Source organism: Panacagrimonas perspica (assembly GCF_004364935.1).
Lineage (GTDB): Bacteria > Pseudomonadota > Gammaproteobacteria > Nevskiales > Nevskiaceae > Panacagrimonas > Panacagrimonas perspica.
Genome location: NZ_SOBT01000011.1, coordinates 248,074 through 273,527, shown reverse-complemented (window position 1 = coordinate 273,527; position 25,454 = coordinate 248,074). Strand labels below are relative to the sequence as shown.

28 protein-coding genes are annotated in these 25,454 nt (G+C 66.6%); 8 read left to right on the top strand and 20 right to left on the bottom strand.

Annotated elements, in window-relative coordinates:
- Nucleotides 1–15 precede the first annotated feature (15 nt).
- The 4 genes from DFR24_RS20755 to DFR24_RS20740 are packed head-to-tail and all read left to right on the top strand — an operon-like array spanning nucleotide 16 to nucleotide 2,209.
- Nucleotides 16–414 (top strand): ArsR/SmtB family transcription factor, encoded by a 399-nt coding sequence (locus DFR24_RS20755; RefSeq protein WP_210772480.1) that lies wholly within the window; start codon nucleotides 16–18, stop codon nucleotides 412–414.
- Nucleotides 411–872: an SRPBCC family protein gene (locus tag DFR24_RS20750; RefSeq protein WP_133883355.1), complete on the top strand. Its 462-nt coding sequence runs from the start codon at nucleotides 411–413 to the stop codon at nucleotides 870–872. Before DFR24_RS20755 ends, DFR24_RS20750 begins: the two co-directional genes overlap by 4 nt.
- A 42-nt stretch (nucleotides 873–914) precedes the next feature.
- Complete coding sequence (locus DFR24_RS20745; RefSeq protein ID WP_133883354.1) at nucleotides 915–1,568, top strand: glutathione S-transferase family protein; 654 nt, start codon at nucleotides 915–917, stop codon at nucleotides 1,566–1,568.
- Nucleotides 1,565–2,209 carry a glutathione S-transferase family protein gene (locus DFR24_RS20740; RefSeq protein ID WP_133883353.1) on the top strand — a complete coding sequence of 215 codons (645 nt, stop codon included), beginning with the start codon at nucleotides 1,565–1,567 and terminating at the stop codon, nucleotides 2,207–2,209. Before DFR24_RS20745 ends, DFR24_RS20740 begins: the two co-directional genes overlap by 4 nt.
- A gap of 59 nt (nucleotides 2,210–2,268) precedes the next feature.
- Here DFR24_RS20740 and DFR24_RS20735 read toward each other — a convergent pair whose 3' ends face one another.
- The 6 genes from DFR24_RS20735 to DFR24_RS20715 all read right to left on the bottom strand — a co-directional run bounded on the left by DFR24_RS20735 (nucleotide 2,269) and on the right by DFR24_RS20715 (nucleotide 7,623).
- Complete coding sequence (locus DFR24_RS20735) at nucleotides 2,269–3,000, bottom strand: oxygen-binding di-iron domain-containing protein (protein ID WP_133883352.1); 732 nt, start codon at nucleotides 2,998–3,000, stop codon at nucleotides 2,269–2,271.
- 68 nt (nucleotides 3,001–3,068) lie between these two features.
- The gene (locus DFR24_RS20730) at nucleotides 3,069–4,199 is read right to left on the bottom strand and encodes a DUF1615 domain-containing protein (protein ID WP_210772488.1); all 1,131 of its coding nucleotides are present in this window, start codon (nucleotides 4,197–4,199) and stop codon (nucleotides 3,069–3,071) included.
- Nucleotides 4,200–4,243: 44 nt separating this feature from the next.
- Nucleotides 4,244–5,167: a heme o synthase gene (cyoE, locus tag DFR24_RS20725; RefSeq protein WP_133883351.1), complete on the bottom strand. Its 924-nt coding sequence runs from the start codon at nucleotides 5,165–5,167 to the stop codon at nucleotides 4,244–4,246.
- The gene (locus DFR24_RS20720) at nucleotides 5,164–6,261 is read right to left on the bottom strand and encodes a COX15/CtaA family protein (protein ID WP_210772481.1); all 1,098 of its coding nucleotides are present in this window, start codon (nucleotides 6,259–6,261) and stop codon (nucleotides 5,164–5,166) included. Before DFR24_RS20720 ends, cyoE begins: the two co-directional genes overlap by 4 nt.
- 31 nt (nucleotides 6,262–6,292) lie before the next feature.
- Nucleotides 6,293–6,913 carry a hypothetical protein gene (locus DFR24_RS24755; RefSeq protein ID WP_210772482.1) on the bottom strand — a complete coding sequence of 207 codons (621 nt, stop codon included), beginning with the start codon at nucleotides 6,911–6,913 and terminating at the stop codon, nucleotides 6,293–6,295.
- Entirely contained in the window at nucleotides 6,910–7,623 is a 714-nt protein-coding gene (locus DFR24_RS20715) for an SURF1 family protein (protein ID WP_162851352.1), read from the bottom strand. Before DFR24_RS20715 ends, DFR24_RS24755 begins: the two co-directional genes overlap by 4 nt.
- A gap of 81 nt (nucleotides 7,624–7,704) precedes the next feature.
- On the opposite strand from DFR24_RS20715, the gene DFR24_RS20710 reads away from it, so the two are divergent.
- The gene (locus DFR24_RS20710) at nucleotides 7,705–7,917 is read left to right on the top strand and encodes a twin transmembrane helix small protein (protein WP_133883348.1); all 213 of its coding nucleotides are present in this window, start codon (nucleotides 7,705–7,707) and stop codon (nucleotides 7,915–7,917) included.
- An 87-nt stretch (nucleotides 7,918–8,004) separates the two neighbouring features.
- Here DFR24_RS20710 and DFR24_RS20705 read toward each other — a convergent pair whose 3' ends face one another.
- From DFR24_RS20705 to bioB, 12 genes are all read right to left on the bottom strand, one after another.
- Nucleotides 8,005–8,901 carry a cytochrome c oxidase subunit 3 gene (locus DFR24_RS20705; protein WP_133883347.1) on the bottom strand — a complete coding sequence of 299 codons (897 nt, stop codon included), beginning with the start codon at nucleotides 8,899–8,901 and terminating at the stop codon, nucleotides 8,005–8,007.
- Nucleotides 8,902–8,926: 25 nt separating this feature from the next.
- Nucleotides 8,927–9,514: a cytochrome c oxidase assembly protein gene (locus DFR24_RS20700; protein WP_133883346.1), complete on the bottom strand. Its 588-nt coding sequence runs from the start codon at nucleotides 9,512–9,514 to the stop codon at nucleotides 8,927–8,929.
- Between the two features lie 5 nt (nucleotides 9,515–9,519).
- Nucleotides 9,520–9,660, bottom strand: a complete 141-nt coding sequence (locus DFR24_RS24545) for a hypothetical protein (RefSeq protein WP_162851351.1) — start codon at nucleotides 9,658–9,660, stop codon at nucleotides 9,520–9,522.
- A 22-nt stretch (nucleotides 9,661–9,682) separates the two neighbouring features.
- The gene (gene ctaD / locus DFR24_RS20695; protein ID WP_133883345.1) at nucleotides 9,683–11,341 is read right to left on the bottom strand and encodes a cytochrome c oxidase subunit I; all 1,659 of its coding nucleotides are present in this window, start codon (nucleotides 11,339–11,341) and stop codon (nucleotides 9,683–9,685) included.
- Nucleotides 11,342–11,478: 137 nt separating this feature from the next.
- Nucleotides 11,479–12,738: a cytochrome c oxidase subunit II gene (gene coxB / locus DFR24_RS20690; protein WP_133883344.1), complete on the bottom strand. Its 1,260-nt coding sequence runs from the start codon at nucleotides 12,736–12,738 to the stop codon at nucleotides 11,479–11,481.
- Nucleotides 12,739–12,744: 6 nt separating this feature from the next.
- Complete coding sequence (locus DFR24_RS20685; protein ID WP_133883343.1) at nucleotides 12,745–13,293, bottom strand: DUF2244 domain-containing protein; 549 nt, start codon at nucleotides 13,291–13,293, stop codon at nucleotides 12,745–12,747.
- A gap of 76 nt (nucleotides 13,294–13,369) precedes the next feature.
- On the bottom strand, nucleotides 13,370–14,047 hold the full coding sequence (gene bioD, locus DFR24_RS20680) for a dethiobiotin synthase (protein WP_133883527.1): 678 nt from the start codon (nucleotides 14,045–14,047) through the stop codon (nucleotides 13,370–13,372).
- Between the two features lie 38 nt (nucleotides 14,048–14,085).
- Entirely contained in the window at nucleotides 14,086–15,327 is a 1,242-nt protein-coding gene (locus DFR24_RS20675; protein ID WP_246051735.1) for an aminotransferase class I/II-fold pyridoxal phosphate-dependent enzyme, read from the bottom strand.
- Nucleotides 15,324–16,163, bottom strand: coding sequence for a M48 family metalloprotease (locus DFR24_RS20670; protein WP_133883342.1), 840 nt, complete (start codon nucleotides 16,161–16,163; stop codon nucleotides 15,324–15,326). The genes DFR24_RS20675 and DFR24_RS20670 overlap by 4 nt, the downstream gene beginning before the upstream one ends.
- A complete protein-coding gene (locus DFR24_RS20665) occupies nucleotides 16,160–16,687 on the bottom strand; it encodes an SH3 domain-containing protein (protein ID WP_133883341.1) in 528 nt (175 codons plus the stop codon). Before DFR24_RS20665 ends, DFR24_RS20670 begins: the two co-directional genes overlap by 4 nt.
- A complete protein-coding gene (locus DFR24_RS20660; protein ID WP_211346639.1) occupies nucleotides 16,684–18,537 on the bottom strand; it encodes an adenylate/guanylate cyclase domain-containing protein in 1,854 nt (617 codons plus the stop codon). Before DFR24_RS20660 ends, DFR24_RS20665 begins: the two co-directional genes overlap by 4 nt.
- Nucleotides 18,524–19,573, bottom strand: coding sequence for a biotin synthase BioB (gene bioB / locus DFR24_RS20655; RefSeq protein ID WP_133883340.1), 1,050 nt, complete (start codon nucleotides 19,571–19,573; stop codon nucleotides 18,524–18,526). The genes DFR24_RS20660 and bioB overlap by 14 nt, the downstream gene beginning before the upstream one ends.
- Nucleotides 19,574–19,674: 101 nt before the next feature.
- Here bioB and DFR24_RS20650 point away from each other — a divergent pair, with 101 nt between their 5' ends.
- From DFR24_RS20650 to DFR24_RS20640, 3 genes are read left to right on the top strand one after another with little or no spacing between them, the layout of a single operon-like run.
- Nucleotides 19,675–20,370, top strand: coding sequence for a ComF family protein (locus DFR24_RS20650; RefSeq protein WP_162851350.1), 696 nt, complete (start codon nucleotides 19,675–19,677; stop codon nucleotides 20,368–20,370).
- Nucleotides 20,360–22,180, top strand: coding sequence for a hypothetical protein (locus tag DFR24_RS20645; protein WP_162851349.1), 1,821 nt, complete (start codon nucleotides 20,360–20,362; stop codon nucleotides 22,178–22,180). The genes DFR24_RS20650 and DFR24_RS20645 overlap by 11 nt, the downstream gene beginning before the upstream one ends.
- 48 nt (nucleotides 22,181–22,228) lie before the next feature.
- A complete protein-coding gene (locus DFR24_RS20640; protein WP_133883337.1) occupies nucleotides 22,229–23,407 on the top strand; it encodes a DUF1513 domain-containing protein in 1,179 nt (392 codons plus the stop codon).
- Here the strand turns inward: DFR24_RS20640 and DFR24_RS20635 are convergent.
- Both DFR24_RS20635 and DFR24_RS20630 read right to left on the bottom strand, forming a co-directional pair.
- Complete coding sequence (locus tag DFR24_RS20635; RefSeq protein ID WP_133883336.1) at nucleotides 23,400–24,620, bottom strand: acyl-CoA dehydrogenase family protein; 1,221 nt, start codon at nucleotides 24,618–24,620, stop codon at nucleotides 23,400–23,402. The genes DFR24_RS20640 and DFR24_RS20635 overlap by 8 nt on opposite strands.
- A 42-nt stretch (nucleotides 24,621–24,662) precedes the next feature.
- Nucleotides 24,663–25,454, bottom strand: coding sequence for an SDR family NAD(P)-dependent oxidoreductase (locus DFR24_RS20630; protein ID WP_133883335.1), 792 nt, complete (start codon nucleotides 25,452–25,454; stop codon nucleotides 24,663–24,665).

Here is a 25,454-nt window from a genome sequence, read left to right as displayed (position 1 = left end):
CCGAACTTTCCAAAGTTGACGCAGCGGTTCTCGACTCCTATATTCACCCTTATGGGTGAATATGAAAATGCGCAGCAACTCGACGCCGTCTTCAGCGCCATGGCCGACGCCACGCGTCGCGCGATCCTGGCCCGGCTCGCCGAGTCGGACGCGCGCGTCACCGAGATCGCAGGCGGTTTCACGATCTCGCTGAACTCCACGTCGAAGCACATCCGCATGCTCGAGCGCGCGGGCCTCGTGCGCCGTTCGGTGCGCGGCCGCGACCACGTGCTCTCGCTCGACGCCACGCAGATGCAAAGCGCCGCGCGGTGGATCCAGCGCTACCAGCCCTTCTGGGAAGACCGCCTCGCGTCGCTCGACGCCTTCGTGACGCGCAAGCGCGTCGCTGCCAATCAGGGAAAGAAAAACCGATGAACATGCCTGACCATGAGCAGCCCGCCGTCGTGCATGTGCGCCGCGAGATCGCCGCTAGTGCCGACGAGGTCTTCGATGCCTGGCTCGATCCCGAGAGCCTTGCCGACTGGATGCGGCCTGGGCAGATCCTGCGCACCAGCGCCAAGGTCGACGCCCGCGTCGGCGGCCGCTACGAAGTGCTGATGCATCGCCAGGACGATTCGCTGCTCCACACCGGCACTTACCGCGTCATCGATCGACCGCGACGCCTGCAGTTCACGTGGATCTCGCCGGCCACGGAGCAGCGCGAAACCCTGGTCACGGTGGAGTTCCTGGCCCGTGGAGACGAACGCACCGAGGTGCGCCTGACCCACGAGCAACTGCCGCAGACCGAAGAGACCCTCGCCTCGCACACGCAGGGCTGGACGATGGCGTTCGAGCGCCTGCACGGACGCTGCACAGCGGCTCGGTCGCGCTGACACGCCGTCCCAGGACGAACGCCCAACCCGAGGGAGAACGACGTGAGCATCAAGCTGACCGCATTCAAGTGGGTGCCGCCTTTCGCTCAGGGCCTTGTTCGCGACCTGCGCGTGCGCTGGGCGCTCGAAGAGGCGGGACTCTCCTACACGGAGCATCTGATCGGGCAGGAAGAGCAGAGTTCGAAGGAATATCGCGAGAAGCAGCCCTTCGGCCAAGTCCCTGTGTACGAGGAGGATGGGCTGGTCCTGTTCGAAACCGGCGCGATCCTGCTGCACATCGCCGAACGCAGCGAAGCGCTGATGCCCGGCGACGCGAACGGACGCGCGCGTGCACGCGCCTGGGTGTTCGCCGCGCTCAACAGCGTCGAGCCACCGGTGCAGAACCTCGTCGTGATCGATCTGTTCTGCGCCAATGAGGAATGGGCCAAGCTGCGCCGGCCCGGCGTGGTGGACTTCATGAACAATCGCCTGAAGTCGCTCTCGACGTGGATGGAGGGACGCGAGTACCTCGAAGAGAGCTTCAGTGCGGGCGACCTGATGATGGTCACCGTGCTGCGCCTGCTGCGGCATACGGACATCCTTTCGAAGCAGCATCCGCTGCTCGAAGCACATCGCCTGCGCTGCGAAGCGCGCCCCGCATTCAAGAAAGCGCTGGCTGCGCAGATGGCGCCGTTCGCGAGGAACGCTCCGCCATGAGCGAACTGACCATCTGGACCTACGACTGGGTTCCAGAACCCCCACGCGGCTTCGTTCGTGATCTGCGGCTGCGATGGGCCTGTGAGGAAGCAGGACTCGACTACAGGGTACGGACCGTCGCGTTCGACGAGCGTGCAACCCACCATCTTGCGCAGCAGCCCTTCGGCCAGGTCCCGTTCCTGGAGGACGATGGCCTGGAGATGTTCGAGAGCGGCGCCGGACTGCTGCACCTGGCGCGCAAGAGCGACCAGCTGATGCCGCGCGATCCATCGGGAGAGGCGCAAACGTCGCAATGGGTAATCGCCGCGCTCAATTCGATCGAGATGGTCAGCGTGCCGTGGTGGTTCCTGAAGATCTCCGGCGACAAGGACAACAAGCTCGCCGGATGGATGGGCACGCGCCTCGACCAGATGGAGCGCGTGCTGAGCGAGCGCGAATGGCTCTGCGCCGGACGCTTCACCGTCGCCGACCTGTTGATGGCGGACGTGCTACGGGTCCCGGATGTCCGTGCGTTCGGCGACCGCCCGGCGACCGAAGCCTATGTCGCGCGCGTAACCGACCGCAGCGCATTCAAGAAGGCTCGAGCCGACCAGATCGCGCATTTCAAGGCCGCCGACCAGACGCGAGCACGACATCGGTAGGGTGCGCCCCGCGCACCGATCCCGTTCCCAACGCAAAGAACACGTGCGCGGAGCGCACCCTACGGGCTGACCGCGTCCGCCAGATCGCGCAGCAGTTTTGCGCCGTCGCCGCGCCAGGCGCTGCCATGCATGCAGGCCATCGTTTCGGGCCGGGCGGCGGCCAGCTTCTCGATCAGCGCACGCGTGTTGCTCGCGTGGGCGTAATAGTCGATCGCCTTGCGAAACCCTTCGCTCGGTCCGAGCACGTCCGACTCCGTGATCGGCGGGCGATCGGAACCGGGCTGCGTGAACAGGTCTCCGCACAGGAGGGTCCGCGTCTTCTCTTCCATCAGATAGCCGCACTCCCAGCCATGCGGCAGATGCGGCGCATCGAACCATCGCAGCGTCTTGCGCCCGATGACGAGCGATTCGCCGTCCGCCAGCGCGCGCGGCGCGCGATCCGCCAGGTCGCCGACCGACGTCATCGCCGCGATGTTGCCGCACAGCGGCGTCGCCTGCGGGGCTACGGCAAGCCATTCGTTGAGCGATCCGCACTCGTCCGCCTCGACGTGCGAGAACCCGACGTGACGCAGGCGCTCCACCGGCATGATGCTGGCCACGGCCTCGCGCACGAGCGCGAATATCTTGCGCGGACCGGTGTGGAACAGCAGCGGCTCGTCGTCGAGGATCAGGTACTGGTTGAACGAGAATCCGCCGCCGCCGTTGGGAAACTCCACGGGCGTATTGATGCGGTAGATACCGTCCGCGATCTCGTGGACGTTGGTGCCGGACTGGCGGTTGGTGACCGTCATGGAAACCTCCTGGGCTGCTGGCCGCTCGTCGATGCGCGTCCAAGCCTAGCCCAAGCGGGGCGCGAAAATCAGGTGCTGGCCCTGGATTTCGATACCGGCACGGCGGTCCGCTCCAGGCAGCGCTCGTGGCGCTGCTGCACGCGCAGCGAAAACCATTCGGTGGTGAGCTGGCGCGTGATCTTGGGGCTCTTGAGCAGGATCTTGGGCATCACGGCGCGCGGCAGGCTGCGGCCTTCGAGGCCGTCGGCGAGTTCGAACACTTTTTCGTACAGATCGGTACGCGCGAATTTCTCGGTCTGGCCACGCTCGAGATCGTTGCGGATCTGACGATCGCTCATCTTGAGCCGCTTGCCGAGCGTGCGCGCCGCGAGTTCCGTGCTGCCGGCGGCGTCGTTCGCGCCGGCGCCGAGGCGCACGAGATCGCCGTCGAGGTCCAGCGGAATCCCCGAGGCCGCGGTCAGCGCATTCTGGAACGCGGCGTTGCGGCTCGCGTAGTGCCCGGCGTTGAAGTCGGCGAAGCGGAACAGCGGGCGATCGTAGTCGGCCGGATAATCGAGCAGGTGCGCGATGCCGAAATACAGGCCTCCGCGACGCGTGAACACCTCGCGGCGAAAGCTCTTCCCGTCGAGCGGATACGGATAGGGGTTCTCGTCGGCATAGCTCTCGGCGAACGCGATGCTCACCTGCATCGGTCCGCCGGTGCGCACCGGATTGCGGTCCGCGAGCATCTTCTGGCCGCCCGGCAACACGCCGATCAGGTCTTCGAATATCTGGCTCAGCTCACCTTCGGTGCGCGCGGCATCGAGGCGTTGCGCATAGCTGCGTCCTTCGGAGGAAGGCATGCGCAGCAAGGTGCGCACGACGCGGGGCGACAGTCCCATGCGCTGCGCACGGCTGTCGATCTCGCGCCACGCCAGCTTCGAGAGGCCCGGCACGACCGGATCGACCTGGAAGTTGGATTCCTGATCCGTCACCGCGACCACGGCACAGACGTTGCCGGGATCGACGGTGATCTCCATCGACGCGAACGCGGCGTACATGTCCGCGGCCCAGCCGTTGCGGTCCTGTACGTGTGGCGGCAGTGCGCGCGCCATCAGTTCGCGCGCGGACGACGGACTCAGTGCATTCGATTCGGGTGATGGCGTGCTGGCGCAGGCGGCCAGCAACAGCGATGCGGCGAACAGGGCCGCCCGTTCCAGCGCGCGACGTCTCCCGGTCCTTGCGGCGGGAGCCCACGCCGCGTTCACGACCGCACCAGCTCCACGATCGCGCCCAGGTAGTGATCGACCAGCAGCACCGTGAAGATGCCCATCAGGTAGACGATCGAATAGCCGAAGGTCTTCATCGGCAGCCCGGGCACCGGCTTCCACTTCAGGCGGATCGCGTAGATCAGGAACTGCCCGCCGAGTAGCAACGCACCGATCAGGTACAGCAGCCCGCTCATGCCGGTGGCGAACGGCAGCACGGTGACGACGATCAGCAGCACCGTGTACAGCAGCACCTGCGTCTTCGTGAATTCGATGCCGTGCGTGACCGGCAGCATCGGGATGTCGGCCTTCGCGTACTCGTCGCGTCGCTCGATGGCGAGCGCCCAGAAGTGCGGCGGCGTCCAGATGAAGATGATCAGGAACAGGATCAGCGCGTGCGCGTGCACTTCGCCGGTGACGGCCACCCAACCGAGCAGCGGCGGCGCCGCACCGGCCGCCCCGCCGATGACGATGTTCTGCGGCGTCGCGCGCTTCAGGTACAGCGTGTAGATGCCGGCGTAGCCGATCAGCGTGAACTGCGTCAGCCAGGCCGTGAGCGGGTTGACGAAGAACCACAGCACGGCGAAACCGGCCAGACCCAGCACCGTTGCGAACGCGATGGACTCCGTCATGCCCAGTGCACCGGTGACCAGCGGACGGCCGCAGGTGCGCGCCATGTTGCGGTCGATGTTGCGGTCGATGATCTGGTTGACCGCGGCGGCGCTGGCGGCCTGCAGCCCGATGCCGATGGTTCCCCAGATCAGCGCGCCCAGCGGCGGCATGCCCGGAACGGCGAGGAACATGCCGACGACCGCGGTGAACACGATCAGCATCACCACACGCGGCTTGCACAGCTCGTAATACTCGTGCGCGCGGCTGCGATGCTCGAGCCCGGCGACGGCGGCGGGCGTAGCGCTCACGACACGATCTCCTTCTTGTCTTGCGTCCACAGGAAGTGGTTCAGGCTCACCAACACGATCACCAGCAACGCAGCGCCGCCATTATGCGCGGCCGCCAGCAGCAGCGGCAGTTGCAGCTTCACGGTGCTGATGCCGATGACGACCTGCAGCGCCAGCGCGCAGATCACGACGATGCCGAAACGCCGTACCACCAGCGAGCGGCTGCGCAGCATGACGATCGCGAGCAGGCCGAGCACCAGCGTGGTGACGATCGCTCCGATGCGATGGAAGAAGTGGATCGTGACGCGCGCGCGGTTGTCGAGCACGCCGTGTTCGTAGTTGATGCCCAGTCCGCGCCACAGCACGAAGGCTTCCTGCACGTCGGTTTCGGGCAGCCACTGTCCGTGACACGTCGGGAAGTCCGGGCAGGCCAGCGCCGCGTAGTTCGTGCTGGTCCAGCCGCCGAGGAAGATCTGGCAGGCCAGCACCAGCAGAGCGCCGGCGGCGGCGATGCGCAGTCCGCCGAGGATGCTGCTGGTGACCTGTGCCGGAGGTGCGGTAGTGGCGAAAGAGAACGCCGCCTCACGTTCCGAGCGGAACTCGCGCTGCGGCCTGTCGTCGACGGCCGCGGCCGTGCGCGTCTTGCGAACCGACAGCCACATCCACAGCAGCAGCGACAACGTCGACAGGCCGCCGAACAGATGGCCGGTGACCACCAGCGGCTTGAGCTGCCAGGTCACCGTCCACATGCCGAGCATGCCCTGGAAGATCACCAGCGCCACGAGGAACCACGGCAGCCGGCGCGGCAGGCGCGTCTCGCGCTTGTTGAACACGCTGATCAAGGCCATCGCCACGATCAGCAGGCCCAAGGTCGAGGCGAGATAACGGTGGATCATCTCCTTCCAGGCCTTGTGTGCTTCCACTGGCCGTTGCGGGAATTTCTCTTCGGCCGCAGTCACTTCATGGTGTGCTTCGGGCACGCCCAGGTGCCCGTAGCAGCCGGGCCAGTCGGGGCAGCCCAGGCCGGCATCGGCCAGCCGCACGTAGGCACCGAACACCACCACGCAGAAGCACAGCAGCAGTGCGACGAGATTGATCGAACGAAAAGCGGTCACGATGAAGATCCGGAGAAATCGGGGGGCGGCTTCAGCCGATCTGCGACAGGCGCAGCAGCTTCTTGATGTCCTTCTGCATGCCCTTGAAGTCGGTCTGTATCTCGCCGCCCGAGGGATACACGAGCAGCCAGTTTCCGTGCGGATCGAGCAGGTAGGAGGCCGCGCCGGCCGGCTGCAGGAAATCGGACAGCTGTTTGCCGGGTTCGCCGACATCCGCGATCACGCGCAGGTCCGGATGTTCCGGCTTGAGCCTGGCCAGCACCGGCGCGACGGCCGCAGGATCCGACAGCACGAGCACGCGTTGCACGCGGCTGCGCTTCTCGTTCATGGCCAGACGCACCTGGCGCGTCATCACGAGGCTGCGCAGACAGTGGTCGTCGCAGTCCGAACCCGCCAGCACGGCATAGCTCCAGCGGATCGTGAACACCGACTGGTCGAGCGGCGCACCCTTGTCGTCGACGAACGTCAGCGGCGGCGCCGGCAGCGCCGGGTTGATCAACTGGCCGTAGTTCGTGGTGTTGCTCGGACGAACGCCCGGAAACCAGAAATACAGCACGTACGAGATCAGCAGCGGGAAGAAGAAGAGTGTGGCCAGCAGCAGGAACTGCGTGCGGCCTCGTGGGGTGCTGGGAGTGGCGGCAGTGGTATTCACGGCAGGCGCTTGAGGCTGTACTTGATGAACAGGAACAGCAGGGTGGCAGCAAAGGCGAACCACTGCGCGGCGTACGCGTAGTGCCGCGCCGGAGGCACGGGGTTGGGCAGCGTCCATTCGCGAACGTAACCGTCCGGAAGTCCGGCATCCAGCAGCAGCACGCCGTCGGCGACGGGCGCCCCGAGGACGCACGCCAGTTGCTCGCGCGTGGGATAGCTGGCCACGCGGGGAAAGCCGATGGCCGCGCACGGATCAGACGCTAGGCGCAGGCCGGGTTCGGGCAGCGGTCGCCAGAACCCCTGGACCTCGCGCGCATCACCCGCCACGTCGATTGCCGGCAGACGGCCGCGATCCGGATCCGCCGCCACCCAGCCACGATCCACGATCAGCCAGCTCCCGTCCTCGCGCTTCAGCGGTGTCCAGACGCGATAGCCCGGGATCTGCGCACGACTCTGGTTGTCGAGCAGCAACTGGCGCTGCGGATCGAATGCGCCCTCGACCCGGACGCGGTGCGTCGTCAGGGCATCGCCTCGCGGCGGCTGCAGGGGCAGTGAGGTCACCGGCGCAGTGCCGGCCGTATCGAACGCGGATTGCAGCGCTTCCTTCTGATGCGCGCGGCCGAGTTGCCAGGTGCCGAGCGTCACGAACAGGGCCGTCACCAGCACGGTCGGCAGGAGGGACCACAGCGGCGGCTTGAACGTGATGGGCATGGGCGCAAGCCTAGACCGCAGGAACAGCAGGGAGTGCGGCGGCGCTACCATTCACGTCCCGCCATCCCGTCGACAGCGTCCATGCTCGTCAAACTGCTGATTCTCGCCCTGCTCATCGGCATCGTCGTCGCGCTGGTGTTCGGCGGCGTGTTTCTGGTCAAGGATCCCAGCACGAGCAGACGTACCGTGAAGGCCCTGTCCTGGCGCGTCGGCCTCCAGGTGGCGCTCATCCTGTTCCTGATTCTCGCGTTCTTCATGGGCTGGTTGAAGCCGCACGAAGTCGGCGGTCACTAGCGGCCTGGGCGGATTTCCGAAAAGGCGCTGCAGACGAAGAAGGCCCGTTTCCGGGCCTTCTTCTTTCCCAGCCTATGTAGCCGTGCGTCAGAGCACGTACACGAAGACGAACAGGCCGATCCATACCACGTCGACGAAGTGCCAGTACCAGGCCACGCCCTCGAATCCGAAGTGGCTGTCGGGCTTGAAGTGGCCGGCCATCAGGCGGCACGTGATGATGATCAGCATGATCGTGCCGAGCGTCACGTGCATGCCGTGGAAGCCGGTCAGCATGAAGAACGTCGAGCCGTAGATGCCGGACGCGAGCTTGAGATTCAGGCCTTCGTAGGCGTGGTGATACTCGTAGGCCTGGCAGATCAGGAACGCCACGCCGAGCCCGACCGTCGCCCACATCCAGAGGATCGTCGAGAGGCGGTGATTTTCCTTCAGCGCGTGGTGCGCCATCGTGATCGTCACGCCCGAGGTCAGCAGCAGCAGCGTGTTGACGAAGGGCAGGCCCCAGGCGCCCACGGTCTCGAAGTGCCCGTTGAGTTCCATCGGACCATTGTTCGGCCAGATGTTCTCGAAGCCCGGCCACAGCGCCAGATGCGTCGCCATCTTCGTGCCCTCGCCCGAGAGCCAGGGAATCGACATCTCGCGGGCGTACCAGAGCGCGCCGAAGAAGGCGCCGAAGAACATCACCTCGGAGAAGATGAACCACGCCATCGCCATGCGATACGTGCCATCGACCTGCAAGTTGTACTTGCCGTGCTCGGATTCGAGCGACACGCCGCGCAGCCAGCGGAAGATGATGTAGATCGACACCGCCGCGCCCGCGTAGATCGGAAGCGCGATCGGGAACTGCTTGTGCTCCAGGAAGCCCCAGACACCGACGATCACGGTGAACAGGCCCGCCGTCAGGATGAACGGCCAGACACTGGGATCCGGAACGAAGTAACGGCTCGGCGGACTACCGGCGGCGGCGGGGGCAGCGTGGCTGGACATCAGGTGTCTCCCAGTCTCTCTTGACTTAACTCTGCGTCGGTTCTTTCCGAGGCGGCACAGCAGGTTGCGCCGACTCGGTCACATCGAAGAAGGTGTACGACAGCGTCACGGTGTCGACATCCGCTGGCAGGGCGGGGTCGAGCATGAAACGCACCGGCATCTCCTTGGTCTCGCCAGCCTTGAAGGGCTGGTTGCTGAAGCAGAAACATTCCGTCTTGTGCAGGTGCTTGGCGGCGTTCCACGGCGCCACGTTCGGTACCGCCTGGGCGATCAGATCGTGATCCTCGGTGTTCTTCGCGTGGAAGTTCACCGTCGTGAGCTGGCCCGGATGCACCTGCACCTGCGACTGCTCCGGGCGGAACTCCCAGGGCTTGCCGCCGTTCACCGTGGTGACGAACAGCACCGTCACCAGGCGCGATTCGTCGACCACCGGCAGTGCGTTGGCGTCCGCCACCATGCCGGAGGTCTTGCCATTGATGCCGGTGACCTTGCACAACGCGTCGTAGATCGGACCCAGCGCGAAACCGAAACCGAACATCGCGACGACCACGACCAGCAGACGCCAGCCATGGCGCTTGCTGTCCTGGTCCGACGGCGCGTTCGGCTCGTTCATTCCGGTCAGCCCTTGTGCGACTGCATGAACACGAACAGCGCGAGGATGCCCACCGCCAGCGCCACATGCACCAGCGCCAGCATCACCGAGCGGCGCGCCTTGCGGCTCGCCTCATCCGGTCCCGGACTGTTCACCTGCGCCGTCACGGTCGTATTCCTCGCTCGTGGCTCAGTGCTTGTGATCGCTGTAGCCGGCGCCCGAATCATGGACGGCGGCCAGCTCGGCGTCACCGATGCGCGGCGGATCCTCGAAGGTGTGATACGGAGCCGGTGAAGGCACCGTCCACTCGAGACCGTGCGCGCCTTCCCAGACGCGGTCGCTTGCCTTCTGACCCTTGCGCGCCATGCAGGCGATCATGTTGAAGATGAAGATGAACTGCGCGATGAAGAACACGAACGCGCCGATCGTGGAGATCATGTTGAAGTCCACGAACTGCACCGCGTAGTCCGGCACGCGGCGCTGCATGCCCGCCAGTCCCGAGAAGTGCTGCGGGAAGAAGGTCACGTTGATGAAGATGGCCGAGAGCCAGAAGTGCACCTTGCCCCAGAACTCGTTGTACATCACGCCCGTCCACTTCGGGATCCAGTAGTACACGGCGGCGATGATCGAGAACACGGCGCCCGGCACCAGCACGTAATGGAAGTGCGCGACCACGAAGTAGGTATCGTGGTACTGGAAGTCCACCGGCGCGATGGCGAGCATCAGGCCCGAGAACCCACCGATCGAGAACAGGAACACGAAGGCGATCGCGAACAGCATCGGCGTCTCGAAGGTCATCGAGCCGCGCCACATCGTGGCGATCCAGTTGAACACCTTCACGCCCGTCGGCACGGCGATGAGCATCGTGCTGAACATGAAGAACAGCTCGCCGGCGAGCGGCATGCCCACCGTGAACATGTGGTGCGCCCAGACGATGAACGACAGGAACGCGATCGACGCGGTGGCGTAGACCATCGAGTCGTAGCCGAACAACGTCTTGCGAGCGAACGTCGGGATGATCGTGGAGACCACGCCGAACGCCGGCAGAATCAGGATGTAGACCTCGGGGTGACCGAAGAACCAGAAGATGTGCTGGAACATCACCGGGTCGCCGCCGCCCGAAGCGGTGAAGAAGCTGGTGGCGAAGTATTTGTCCGTGAGCAGCATCGTCACGGCTCCGGCGAGCACCGGCATCGTCGCGATCAGCAGGTAGGCGGTGATCAGCCAGGTCCAGCAGAACAGCGGCATCTTGAGCAGGGTCATGCCCGGTGCGCGCAGGTTCAGCACCGTGACGACGACGTTGATGGCGCCCGTGATCGAGCTGATGCCCATCAAGTGGATCGCGAAGATCAGGAACGGGAAGCCTTCACCGGTCTGCAGTACCAGCGGCGGATACATCGTCCAGCCACCGGCAGGGCCGCCGCCCGGCATGAACAGCGTCGAGAGCAGCAGCGTGAAGGCGAACGGCAGGATCCAGAAGCCCCAGTTGTTCACGCGGGGCAGCGCCATGTCCGAGGCGCCCACCATCATCGGGACCATCCAGTTGGCCAGGCCCGTGAATCCAGGCATGACGCCACCGAAGATCATGACCAGCGCGTGCAGCGTGGTCATCTGGTTGAAGAATTCCGGATCGACGAACTGCAGGCCGGGGTGCCAGAGCTCAGCGCGGATCACCAGCGACATCAGGCCGCCGATGAAGAACATCGTGAACGAGAAGATCAGGTACAGCGTGCCCAGATCCTTGTGATTCGTCGTCTTGATCCACCGCATGATCCCCTTCTCGGGGCCATGGTGATGGTCGTCATGACCGTGGGCGTGATCGTCGTGAGCGTGGTCGTGGCTGGCCATGTTCGTTCCTTAACTCAGTGCTTCAACTGTCATTCTGAGCGCAGCGAAGAAATTTCTCTTCGGTGACGCTCCGTTCGGCAAGAGATCCGTCGCGGTGCTCGGGAGCCTTGCCTTGGAGGTTCGTGTACCGCTGAGACTTACTTGCCGCGCAGCGCGGTGACCTGCGACGCCTGCACCGTGGGGCCGGAGTGCCCCCAGGCGTTGTGCGTGTACGTCACGACCGCGGCGATGTCGGCATCCGACAGGTGCCCGAACGGCGGCATCATGTTCTTGCCCTTGAGGATCTGCGTGATCTGCGCGTCCGGCGAGTCACCCTTGACCACGGCCGAATCGACCAGCGACGGGAAGTTGGGCGGCATGCCCTTTCCGGTGACCTGGTGGCAGGCGGCGCAGTTGCCGTTGTAGACCTTCTCGCCGGCCTTCACGAGGTCGTCCTTGGACGTCTCGGCAGCCGGGGCGGCAGCGGCAGCAGGAGCCGCAGCGGCGGCAACTTCCGTGGCAGGAGCAGCGGCAGCGGGAGCGGCTTCGGCGGCGGGCGCCGCGGCAGGTGCATCGGTCGCGGCGTCGCTGGCGACAGCCGGGGCAGCAGCAGCCACTTCACCGCCCTTGGCCTTGGCGAGCCAGGCCTCGTACTCGTCCTTCGGCAGCACCTTGACGACGATCGGCATGAAGCCGTGGTCACGACCACAGAGTTCGGCACAGACGCCACGGTAGGTACCGGGCTCGTCGACCTTGGTCCAGATTTCATTCACGTAACCCGGGATGGCGTCCTTCTTGACTGCGAAGGCGGGCACCCACCAGGCGTGGATGACGTCGTTGGCCGTGACCAGGAAGCGCACCTTGGTGTTGACCGGCAGCACCAGGGGGTTGTCCACGTCCACCAGGTAGTTGGGGACGGTGTTCGGGTCGACGCCCGAACCGCGCTGGCGTGCACGGTTGGAATCGGCGGCCAGCGAGGAGAAGAACTTCACGTCCTGGCCGATGTACTCGTACTGCCACTTCCACTGGTAGCCGGTGACCTTGACGGTCAGCTCGGCGTTGCGGGTGTTTTCCATCTTGATCAGCGTGCCGGCGGCCGGAATGGCCATGCTGATCAGGATCACGAACGGGATCGCCGTCCAGATGATTTCCACCGTGGTGGACTCGTGGAAATCGGCCGGCTTGGGATGAACCGAGCGGCGGTGCGCGAAGACCGAATAGAACATCGCGCCGAACACGACCACCGCGATGGCCACGCAGACCCAGAAGATCAGCATGTGCAGGTGGTGCACTTCGCGGCTGATCTCGGTGACGCCCATCGGGAGGTTGTAACGCTCGCCGGTGTAGGCCATAGCCACGCCAGCCGTCGCCAGCCAGGTCGCCACCATCGTCGCAAGGCGCCCGCCGAGCCTGTTCATCGCCATCTATCCTTCTCCCAGAGTCATTTCCGAGTGCGCCGCCCGGTCGTCATCGCGACCAAACCGCACCTTCAACAGCTGTCCGAACCGACGCACCAGCACTTCGCGCTCTTCGTCGGTCAGGCATCGACCGATCTGCACCTGCTGGCCCGAACAGCCCAGCAGCAGACGGGTCGGTGCATGACGCCGTTCGGCATCACGCTCGATCCAGGTCCGAGTCCAGCCGCGCGGCAGTTCCACACGCGCCGCGGCGCCCTGCCCGACCACGCCGAACTCGATCCGTACCCGTTCGCGTTCGAAGCTCACCACTTCGCGATAGCGATTGCGCCGCAGGGATACCGCCAAAGCCCAACCGACGGCTGCCAGTTCCAGTCCTGCGAACGGCAACACCGGCCAGAAGCCATGAGCGGCACACCACGACGCCGTGCCCAGCGTTGCGAGACTGACCAGAATCATGAAGGCCCAGGCCCCGCGAACGCTCAGCGACGCGTTCGGGCTCAGGACGAAGCGGGTCTCGAGGCTTGCTCCGATGGCTAGATCGAGAGGGTCGCTCAAGGTGGCTCCGGGCTGCGCGAATGCGTTGCTGGCGGTCGCGGATTGTAGTGGAAGGCCCAAAGCGGGCGCAAAGAAATCAGCGGCCTTCGCGTACCTGCATGCGCTCGAGGACCGCGCAAAGTTGCGCGCACAGCGAGCCCGCGCGCGAACCTACTCGACCGAGCAGGGGCGCCGGCATGCGCATCTGGAGTTCCGCGATGTTGTCGTCGAGGCGTGGCTGGCGCGGCGGCAGCTCGTTGGCGACCCAGCCGAGCAGGCGCGTACGCGGCCGAATGGATTCCGCCGAGAGCAGCGCGTGATTCATGCAGCCCAGCCGCATCCCGACGACGAGCAGCACCGGCCAGCCGTGCCTGGCGACCCAGTCCGCCTGCGTCCAGTCGCGGCCGAACGGAATCTGCCAGCCGCCCGCGCCCTCGACGATGACCAGATCGTGGGTGCGCGCCAGTTCGCGATATCGCGCATCGAGGACGCGTCGCTCGATCCGCTGCCCGGCCTCGCGCGCGGCCAGGTGCGGGGCGATGGCAGGGGCGAATGCGTAGGGATTGATCCGGTCGTACGGCTCCTCAGTCCCGGAGGCCCGGATCAGGGCCAGCGCGTCCGCATTGCGCAGACCCCGCGGTCCGCGCCTGCACCCGGAGGCCACCGGCTTGTAGCCGCAGGCCGCGATGCCGAGCTCGCGCGCGGCCGCGAGCAGACCGGCCGAAACATGCGTTTTGCCCACTCCGGTGTCGGTGCCGGTCACGAACAAGGTCATCGCATGGGTGCCGCGCGCCGACCGCGGCCCGTTTTTTTTCATGCGGCCAGCGGCCGGCTACCCAGGCCGCACGCGCGCATCGCGTCGAGCAGCGCATCGACGTGCGCGGCCTCGTGGGTCGCGGACAGCGTGATGCGCAGCCGCGAGGTGCCGGCCGGAACCGTCGGCGGACGGATGCCGGCGACCCAGAAGCCGCGTTCGAACAGCGCGCGCGACACCGCCATCGTCCGGGCCGCGTCGCCGATCACCAGCGGCTGGATCGGAACCAGGCTGAATTCGTGACCCGATGTGACGGGACTGGCCGGTGATCCCTCGGGCGGCCCGAGCCGGATTCCCAACTGCGTGGCGCCACGCACGAACCGCGCGATGTTCAATTGCAGCCGCGCACGGCGCTCGGGTTCCGCCTGGATGATGCGCAGCGCCTCGCGCGCCGCGGCCGCGATGGCGGGCGGCGGGGCCGTGGAGAACACGAAACTGCGGGCGCGCTGGATCAGGTATTCGATCAGCGTCTCGCTGCCGGCCACGAAGGCGCCAGCGGTGCCGAGCGACTTGCCCATCGTCGCCACGTAGATATCTGGCCGCGTGCCGAGCAACTCGTTGCCGCCGCGCCCGCGATCACCGAGCACACCGAAGCCGTGCGCGTCGTCCGTCATCAGCGCCGCGCCGTGCTCCCGGCACAGGGCGGCGATCTGCGGCAGCGGCGCCAGATCGCCATCCATGCTGAACACCGAATCGGTGACGGCCAAGGTCAGCGTTTGACCGTCCGGGTTCTTCGCCGCCGACAGCGCAGTGCGAAAACCCGCGCCGTCGGCGTGCGCCACGCGACGATACGTCGCCCCACTCAAGCGACCGCCGTCGATCAGCGAGGCGTGATTGAGTTCGTCCGCGATCAGCGTGTCCTGGCGCGACAGCAGCCCGCGCAGCACGCCGCAGTTCGCGGCCCAGCCCGACGTGAACAGCAGCACGCGCGGATAGCCGGTGAATTCGGCGAGCGCCTCTTCCAGGCGACGATGCTCGACGTTGTAGCCGGTGATCAGCGCCGAAGCGCCGCTGCCGGTTCCGCTGCCGGTGAGCGCGCGACGCGCGGCCTCGGCGACGCGCTCGTCGCCCGCGAGGCCGAGGTAATCGTTGCTGCAGAAATTCAGGCAGTCGCGTCCTTCGACGCGCAGACGCACGCCGTGCACGCCGTCGACGACGCGCCGCATGCGGTACAGGTCCGCGGCGCGCAGCCGCTCCAGCTCGGCGCGGAGTCGCTGATCCAATGGAGAATCGATGCTCAACGTCCGGTCTCCGCGGCGAAGCGCTCGGCGGCCTGCGGCTGTTCCACGTAGGTCTCGAAGGTCTCGCCCATCGCTTCGCTCAGCGCATCCAGACGGGCGCCGGGAGCCGGATGCGTGTCGAACAGCAGCGCCACGCTGGAATCGTCCGCGCTGATCGCCTCGATCGCCTGCAGCACCGCCGGCAGGCCATAGGGGTCGTAGCCCGCGCGCGTGGCCAGCACCACCCCCATGCGATCGGCCTCGTACTCGTCGCTCTTGTCGAGTCCGCGCAGCATCACTTCCTTGGCGCCGCTGAGCAGCTTGGCCGAGGCATCCGCGTGCTCGGTCTTGGACAGGCCGAACTTCACCAGCAGGTCCGCACCCAGGCCAATTCCCGAGGTCTTCCGGATCGCGGCCAGATGGTGCTTGCGCACGACGTGGGCGATCTCGTGACCGAGCACGCCGGCCAGCTCGGCCTCGCTGTTGAGCCGCGCCACCAGGCCCTGCGTGACGAACACGTAGCCACCCGGCGTGGCGAAGGCATTGACGTTGGGCGAATCCAGCACGCCGAAGCGCCAGGGCAGGTTCGGACGTTCCGACTGCAGCGCGACCCAGCGTCCCACGCGGTTCACGTAGCGCTGCAGCTTTTCGTTGGCCACCAGCGGCGCGGCACCCGTGAGCATCGCGGCCCACTCGTGGCCGATGGCCTGTTCGTCGACCTCGTTCTTCGCGGTGACGGTTTCGCCGGCCTTGCCGAGCATGTCGCCAATCGCGTTCAGATCGACCTGTTGTGCGGCTGCGGCACCGCAGAAGCAGGCGCCACACAGCGCGGCGAGGAATCGATGACGAAGGTTCATGGCTGGGCCTCCTCGGGCGCACCGTCGGATTTCACGTAGGCGATGCGCGTGGCCTTGAGTGCCGGCTTGGACGCGGCGAGCTTGCGCGCCTGGTCGTCGCTGGCGGCATAACCGTCGAGCTTGGCCAGCTCCGCCGGGTTGGGCGTGGCGTTCTTGATCTGTTCCTTGTCCAGGCCGCGCACGCCGGTGGTGGTCACCGCGCCGCTGTTGCCGCTGCGCGCGATGTTGAACAGGCGCGACAGCCCGCTCTCTCCTTTCTTGGCCGTGCCCGGCACGCCCGAGCGCACCGCCAGCATCGGCACCCAGCCGACCTGCTCACCGAGCTGCACCTGCACCCACGAGCCCTGGCGCTTGAGCGAGGTCAGCGGCGTGTTGGCATCGAGCGACTGCAGGGTCTCGGCACTGCGCGAGGGTTCGCGCTTGAGCTCGGTGAAGTTGGCGACGTAGCCGGGCCTCTGCGCCATCACCGGCAGGGCCAGCAGCAGCAAGGCTGCGCCTATCAAGTTGCGGGGAGTTCGTTTCATCGGGGCACACTCGGTTCGAACAGTTCAACGGCGCGCGCGCGTCCCTTCACAGGGAACGCACCGCGGGAAATGAAATGGAGATCGGCATCGGCGCAGGCCTGTGCAGTGTCAGCGCTCACCAGCACGCGCGCGACACCCTTGGTCAGGCCCTCGATGCGACTGGCGAGATTCACGGTGTCGCCGATGGCGGTGTAGTCGAGCTTCTGCTCGGCGCCGATGAAGCCCACCACGGCGGTGCCGCTGTGGATGCCGATGCCGACGTCGAAGTCGCGCCCCGCCTCGCCCAGTTCGCGGCGGAACGCGAGCAGCTCGCGTTCCATGTCGAGCGCACATTCCACGGCGCGGCGGGCATGCCGGGGCTCGTTCAGCGGTGCGCCCCAGAACGCCATGATGCAATCGCCGATGAACTTGTCGAGCGTGCCGCCGTGACGGAACACCACGGCCACCTGGCGCGAGAAATAACGGTTGAGCAGATCGACGATCTCCTGCGGCGGCCGCGTCTCCGACAAAGACGTGAAACCGCGGATGTCGGAGAACAGCACGCTCACCTCGCAGCTTCGACCCGACAGCGATTCGACGGTCTCGCCGCGATCGACCAGACGCCGCACGACCTCGGGATTCAGGAAGCGCCCGAACATCGCCACGGCGTGCAGCCGTGCCGCGCGCTCGCGTCGCCAGGACAGCAGCGCCGTCAGTCCATAGAAGGCGGCCGCGAAGACGATGGGCTCGAACACCGACAGCACGACGAGTTGCTGCAACGCGAACCACGACGCGCCCAGCAGCAACAGGCATCCGGCGAGCAAGGCGCCGCCCACGAGGAACGGGCCGGCACCGGCCGCGAAGGCCGCGGCCGTCGCAGCGATCAGCAACAGGGCCAGCACCGCCGGCCACGCCGTCGACGTCTCGTACATCGAGCGGGCGTTCTTCAGGTTGTCGATGGCCGTGGCGAGAATCTCGACTCCGGGGTAGAGGCTCGAAAGCGGCGTGACGCGCTGGTCGCGCAGACCCGAGGCGGCCGTGCCGATCACCACGATCGCGTCGCGGAACTCGTTCACGGGACGTCGCCGCGGTTGCGCCTTCAGATCATCGAAGACGTCCGCGAAGCTCACGTGACGAAAGCCTCCCGAACCGCTGCGGAACGACAGCCGGATGGAATCCTGCGCCGGCACGCCCCAGCCGAAATCGTGTGCCAGCCGCGCCGGCAACGAGAACAGCTGCCAGCCGTACAGGTCGTGATGGACGTAGTAGCGCCGGCCGACGCCGTCGGCATCCTCGAGGTAGTTGATCGTGCCGGTGCGCCAGGTCTCCGGCGGCAACGCCAGCGGCGGCAGCAGCGAGGCGTGCGCGGTGGGGTCGGCAGCAGCCGTCTTCTTCAGGCCCAGCGCGTCCGCCACTTCGCGCAGCGGCACGCCGGACGGATCGTCCTTCGGATCCAGGCGCACCATCGGCAGATACACGATCTCGCTGGTGCGCAGGACTTCGGCGAAGGCCTCGTCGCTGTCCGGGCGCAGGCTGTCCTTCTCGGTGAACAGGATGTCGAACACGACAGCCTTGGGCTGCTGCGCCAGCACGGCCGGCAGCAGTTCGGCATACACCGCGCGCGGCCAGGGCCAGCGGCCGGCTTCTTCCTGCATGCGTCCGAGGCTGGCCTCGTCGATGTCGAGGATCACGATCTGCGGATCAGGTGCAACGCGCGCGGCCTGCACGCGCTGCAGGCTATCGGTCAGGCGGTTTCCCAGCGGCTGCAGCAGGTGCAGCCACAGGATCTCCACCGCCGCGACGGCGGCGAAAGCGACGGCGAGTGCGGCGGTTCCCCGAACGCCGCGCATCGTCGCATCAGCAACAGCCACCACCGGCGCTGCAGCTCGCGCCGGCGGGGACCAGCACGTGCTCGTCGATCACCGTCTCGCAGGCGGCACTGCCCTGCACCTGCATGCCCAGGCGCGCGAGCAGTGCACGGTCCTTGGCGTTCTGCGGGTTCTCGGTGGTCAGCAGCTTGTCGCCGTAGAAGATCGAATTGGCGCCGGCGAAGAAGCACAGCGCCTGCAGCTCGTCGCTCATCTCGGTGCGACCGGCGGACAGGCGCACGGCCGCGCGCGGCATCATGATCCGGGCCACGGCGATCTGGCGGACGAAGTCCAGCGGATCGAGCGCATCCACACCCTTGAGCGGCGTGCCCTTCACCTGCACGAGGTTGTTGATCGGCACGCTGTCCGGATGCGCCGGCAGGTTCGCGAGCTGGCGCAGCAGTTCAGCGCGATCTTCCGGCTGCTCGCCCATGCCGACGATGCCGCCGCAGCAGGTCTTCATGCCGGCATTGCGCACGTGCTCGAGCGTGTCGAGACGATCCTGGTAGGTGCGCGTGCTGATGATCTTCCCGTAGTACTCGGGCGAGGTGTCGAGGTTGTGGTTGTAGTAATCCAGGCCGGCGTCGGCGAGGCGCTGCGCCTGCGTGTCCTTGAGCATGCCCAAGGTCATGCAGGTCTCGAGGCCGAGGTCCTTCACGCCGCGCACCATGGCCTCGACCTTGTCGAGATCGCGATCCTTGGGCGAGCGCCATGCGGCACCCATGCAGAAGCGTGTCGCGCCACCGGCCTTGGCTTCGCGTGCAGCGTCGACGACGGCCTTCACGTCCATCAGCGGTTCCTTCTTCAGGCCGGTTTCAAAGCGCACCGACTGCGGGCAATAGCCACAGTCCTCGGGGCAGGCGCCGGTCTTGATCGAGAGCAGCGTCGAGAGCTGCACCGTGTTCGGGTCGTGGAACTGGCGATGCACGGTCTGCGCGCGGAACAGCAGATCGTTGAAGGGCAGCGCGAACAGCGCGTGCACTTCCTCGCGGGTCCAGTCGTGGCGGGAGATTTCCAAGCCACCGATGTGCTGATTCATCGAATAATTCCGTTATGTCTGGTGGATTGTCCCGATTGCGGGCCGACGCTTCCTCGCTCACGCTGCGCCGAGTTTCCAAGGCGTACGGAGGCACTGTCAACTTGAGAGTCGCCCATTGGGTTGACGACGCCATCCGCCTGCTGGCGCCGGAACGCTGTGTCTGGTGTGGCTCGGCCGACGCCGCGGAAGGCGTCTGCGAGGGCTGCAAGGCGGAGTTGCCGTGGAATCGCGTGGCCTGCCCGTCGTGCGCGCAACCGATGCCGGTGATCGCGACCTGCGCGAAATGCCTGCGGCGGCCGCCGGCCTTCGATTCGGCATGGACGGCGTTCATCCATATCGAGCCGGTCCGGCGCGGCGTGCATCGGCTCAAGTACGGCGCCCAGTTCGAGCAGTCGCGCGTGCTCGGAACCCTGATGGGACGACAGGCCGCCAGCCGCGGTGCGCCGCTGCCCGACCTGCTGATCCCGGTTCCGCTGCCGCGGCGTCGCATGTTCCAGCGCGGCTACAACCAGGCGCAGGAACTGGCGCGCGCGGTTTCCCGTGCCTGCGGCACGCCGATCGACGCTGGTGCCGCCGTCCTGGTCCGGTCGCCTGGTGATCAGATCGGACAGACCGCAGCGCAGAGACGACGCAACCTGCGGGGGGCATTCCGGATCGAGCGGAATCTCCAGGGCAGGCACGTCGCCCTGATCGACGACGTGATGACCACGGGCGCCACGCTGGATGCACTCGCCCGCGCCGCGCGCCGTTCCGGGGCCGCGAAAGTCGAGGCCTGGGCGCTGGCGCGTGCGCCTTGATGCGTTCGCGCATGACCAGGGCAGCATGATCTTCGCGACGTCACCGAGGCGGCTCGCCGCAGGCCTGTGCCTGCTCGTGTGCGCCTGGTTCTTCGCGGCGACGCTGTGTGCGGCCTTTCGCACGGAACTGGGCTTCGACCCGGCCTACCACGCCAACGTAGCCAAGAGCTTCGTGCTGGGTCAGGGCTGGGCCACGCATTACGAACGCAGCTTCCCGTTCAACCCGGACGTCACCACCGGCCCGACGCTGTTGTTGCCCGCCGCCGCGATGATCGCGGTCTTCGGCAACGCGCTGTGGGTACCCGCGGTCACCGCGGCCTGCGTGCACCTCGCGATCTTCCTGCTGATCCTGCTGCGGCTGCGCGGATTCGGCCTGAAGGGAACGGCCGCGGCCGCCCTTTGCGTGGCGTTCACGCTCTACGCGCACACATGGTGGTTGTCGCTGACGGCCGATTTCGTCGTCGTGCTGCTGCTGGTCCTCGCCTGCGTGCTGCTCGCGGAGCCCGACCCCGAGGCGAGTCCGCGTTCACGGCTGCGCCGAAGTTTCGTGGCCGGCGTCTGCGTGGGACTCGCCCTGCTCGCCAAGGCCCTGGCGTGGTTCGGCGTGGTCGGCCTTGCGCTGTACGGCCTCGTGGCTTTCGTGCGAGGCGCCCGCTCTGGCTCGGACGGCTTGCGTGCCGGCGTCCTGGTGCTGGGCCTGATGGCGGCCGTCCTTCCGTGGAAGCTGTATGAAGCGGCTTCGCTGCGCACCCTGCCCGCCGAGCAACGCGCGGAGCGCGCGGACTACGCCAGCGAATTCCTGCGTACCCAGGGCTCCGGAATCGCAGAGTGGGAGACGGCTCCTTCCCGCATCGCACTGCTCGGGAGCAACCTGAAACGCAACGCCAGTGTGCTCGCTCGCGACTTCGAACAGCGCTATGGCCTGCCGGGCTGGACGGGGATCGTCGCGATGGCGGGCCTGCTGCTGTTCACGCTGCTCCTGATGCGGCAGCGTCCGGATCCGCTGCGACGCTTGCTGCTGATGCTCGGACTGATCGGCAGCGTGCAGGCCGCCTGGTTCCTGTTGTTGAGCCAGAGCTGGAGTGCGAAGTACGCGCTGGCACCGACGCTGCTGGCGATCGTCGTCCTGTGCCTTGCGTCGGCACAGCGTGGACGCCTGCGATACCTGCTCGCGCTGGGAGCGGTGGTGGTCATGCTGCAGCCTTCGGCTGCGGCCCGCTATCAGGCGAGCCTGCTGCGTTTCGAAACCACGCAGAGCGCGTACACGCGCGACCTGGCCAGCACGCGCGACTATCTGCAGCGGACTCCCATGAACGTCCCGCTGGCCGGATGCGGATGGGTCTTCGCGCCATGGGAAACCGAATACGCGCTGCCCGGCGTCGGCCACTTCCGCGATTGCCGGCGGCTGATCCGCGAGGCGCTGGCTTTCGACGACGCGTACTACCTCGACCAGCATCCCGCGGCACGTGAACAGATCGAACGAGGGCAGTATCGGGATGCCCTGGATCATCACCTTCGCACCGACGCGCAAGGCACGACACCGTTCCGCTTTCGCTGGATTGCCGAGCCCTCGTTCGTGCTCGTCGTCAACCACGTCTTCTGGCGCATTTCGGCGTACCGCGAGTCCGATCGCGCGGTGCTCGAGGCCTGCCTGCAGCATCCCCTGCACCAGACCGATTACTTCACGGTGGCACTGTGCTCGGCCGATGCATTGCGCGACGCGTTGCCGCTCGATCGTCCTTCCGCGTTTCTTCCCGTGCAGGACGACGGTGGGTTCGTGCGCAAGCCTGCGCCGCTGCCGTTACGCTGATTTCGAGGCTGCTAAGCTGCTTCGCGTCGCAACCGCAGCCGATGCCCGATGCCGATCAACCGCCGAGATTTCCTGATCGCGTCGATCGTCCTGCTCGCCGGCTGCAAGCGATCCGAGCCGGCGCAGAAGCGGGTCGAAGGCACCGACGTCTTCCTCGGCGGCGGGCAGTACCGGGAAGACGCTGAAGCTCAGACCCGGTTCGTCATGTCGGTGGTCGATGTGGACGCCGCCGGCGCGCGACGATCGATCACGCCGTCGCGCTTCCTGCCTCACGGAATCCACGCGCATCCGCAACAGCTTCATCGCCTGGCCCTGTTCGAGAAGAAGGGACCGGGCGCCTGCGAATACGACCTGGGCACGCAACAAATCATCCGCCCGATTCCTACCACGAAGAACCGCTATTTCTACGGGCATGGCGCCTACAGCGCGGACGGCAAGGTGCTGATGTCGACCGAGGCCGATGTGGACAGCCTCGACGGCGCCATCGGCATCCGCGACAGTACCAGCCTCGACTACCTGGGCGCGTTCCCGTCCTACGGCAAGGCGCCGCACGAGTGCCGCCTGATCGACGACGGCCGCACGCTGGTCGTCACCAACGGCGGTGGCGAACTTGGCGGCGATCCACCGAGCGTGACCTACATCGACGTGGCGTCGCAGAAGCTGCTCGACCGCGTGCTGCTCACCGACGCGCGCCTCAACACCGGCCACCTGGGCATCGCGCGGGATCGAAGCCTGGTCGTGGTATCGGCTCCGCGCGCGGGCCTGGGCACCGTGGAACGCGGCGGCGTGAGCATCCGCAATCCCGGCGGCGAGATGGAAACGCTGACCGAGCCCGCGCAGCTTCCGCGCGATCTGCGCGGAGAAGCCCTGAGCGTGGCGATCCACGACGAAACGGGCGTCGCGGCCGTGACGCATCCGGACAGCAATCTCGTCACGTTCTGGTCGCTGCGCGAACGCGTGCTGATCAAGACGCTGTCCGTGCACAAGCCGCGCGGCGTCACGCTCACGCACGATCGCAATGCCTTCGTGATCAGTGGCGGCGAGCAGGCCAGCCTGATCAAGGTGCCGGTCGCCACGCTCGTCCCGGATGCGCAGCCGATGATCGCGCTGTCGTACATGACCGGGTCGCACATCTACAACTGGTCGAGCGGGATGAGCGAGATTTTGTCGCCTGGCCCGATGGCGGCTGTCCCTCGGCGCAGGGACGATGCATCCGCCGTTACTTGAGTTCGGCCGAGGTCTTGCCGAGCAGACGACGCGCCACGATCAGGAGCTGGATCTGCTGCGTGCCCTCGAAGATGTCGAGGATCTTGGCGTCGCGCGCCCACTTCTCGAGCAGGCCAAAGCCGCTCTCGCCTTCGACGTAACCGAGACTGCCCGCGAGCTCCACGCACTTGAGCGCCACCTCGGTGGCGACGCGTCCGGCTTTCGCCTTGGCCATGCTCGCCTGCAGCGAGTTGGGCTTGCGGTTGTCGGCCATCCACGCGGCCTGCAAGGTCAGCAGGCGCGCGGCCTCGTAATCAGCCTGCATGCGCAGGAACTCGGAGGCGGCGGCCGTCTGCGTGTGCGTCGACTTCAGGTAGTCGACGGTCACGCCAGCCTTGGTCAGCAGCTTGCGCGTCTCTTCGAGACAGGCGCGCGTCAGGCCGACGGCCATCGCGGCCACCAGCGGACGCGTGTTGTCGAAGGTCTGCATGACGCCAGCGAAACCCTTCTCGACGTTGATCTCCGGATCGCCGAGCAGATTCGCTTTCGGCACGCGGCAGTCCTTCAACAGGAACGCCGCGGTATCGGAAGCGCGAATGCCGAGCTTGTGTTCCAGGCGCACGAGTTCGAACCCGGGCGTGCCTTTCTCGACGACGAAGCTCTTGATCGCTGCGCGGCCCTTGCTCTTGTCGAGCGTGGCCCAGACCACGACGAGTTCCGCGCGCTCGCCCGCGGTGACGTAGATCTTCTCGCCGTTGAGGACGTAGTCGTCGCCATCGAGCACGGCGGTCGCGCGGATCGCCGCGGAATCGGAACCGCAACCCGGCTCGGTGATGGCCATCGCCGCCCAGCGTCCCTTGAAGCGCGCGAGTTGTTCCTCGTTGGCCACGCTGGCGATCGCCGAGTTGCCAAGGCCCTGGCGCGGCATCGACAGCAGCAAGCCGACATCGCCCCAGCACAGTTCCATCGCACCGAGCACGGTCGACAGGTTGGAGCCGTTGCGATTGCCGGCTTCCATCACCGCGTCGCGGCGCACACCTGCCGCACCCGCGCCGGAGTTGCCGCCCGCCGCGGTCATGCCGTCGAGCAGCGCGGCGAGCACGTCGAGTTCCTTCGGATAGCGGTGCTCGGCGCGATCGTACTTGCGCGAATTGGGCCGGAAGATTTCCGTCGCTACCTGCTGCGCCTGCTGCACGAGGCCGGCGAACTTGCGGGGCGTTTCGAGATTCATCATCGAGCGATCCTCGAGCGTCCGCCGCGGCGGGCGCTCATGAATTTACTTGAACGGATTGGCGAGCCGGCCGAGGTGATAGCGCAGCGTTTCGGGCAGCGGACGCAGGGCACCCACGGTCAGCTTGTTCACGAGGCCCGGCACGCATACCGGCCGGCCCTTCATGACGGCCTCGTAACCGGCCTTCGCGACTTCGTCCGCCGTCTGCCAGACGAAGTCGGGAAACTTGTTCATCGTGTCGCGCGTGCCCATCACGTCGTGGAACTCGCTGCGCGTGAACCCGGGACAGAGCGCCGTGACGAAAACCCCGTGCGGCTTGAGCTCCATGTCCAGCGCCTGCGACATGTTGAGCACGTAGCTCTTGATGCCGGTGTACAGCAGGCTCGCACCCGGCGGGGCGAACGCGGCGATCGAGGACAGGTTCACGATGCGGCCCCAGCCTCGTTCCTTCATGCCGGGCGCCGCACGATGCGCCAGTTCGGTCACCGCGGTGACCATGATCTGCAGTTCGCCGGCCAGATCCTTCCATGGCGTCTCCGCGAACTTGCCCTTGCCGGAGAGCCCCGCGTTGTTGATCAGCACGTCGATCGGCATGCGCAGCGCGTCGGCTCGCGCCATGACGTCGAGCGGCGCGGAACGATCGGTCAGGTCGGCCGGCGCGATCTCGCAACGCACGCCGTGGGCGCTCGACAGTTCGTTTGCCAGCTCTCGCAGGCGGTCTTCGCGCCGCGCGACCAGCAACAGGTCATAGCCTTCGGCGGCGAGCAGCCGCGCGAACGAGGTTCCGATGCCGGCGGAGGCGCCGGTGACCAATGCGCAGCGATTCGTCGGCTTCAT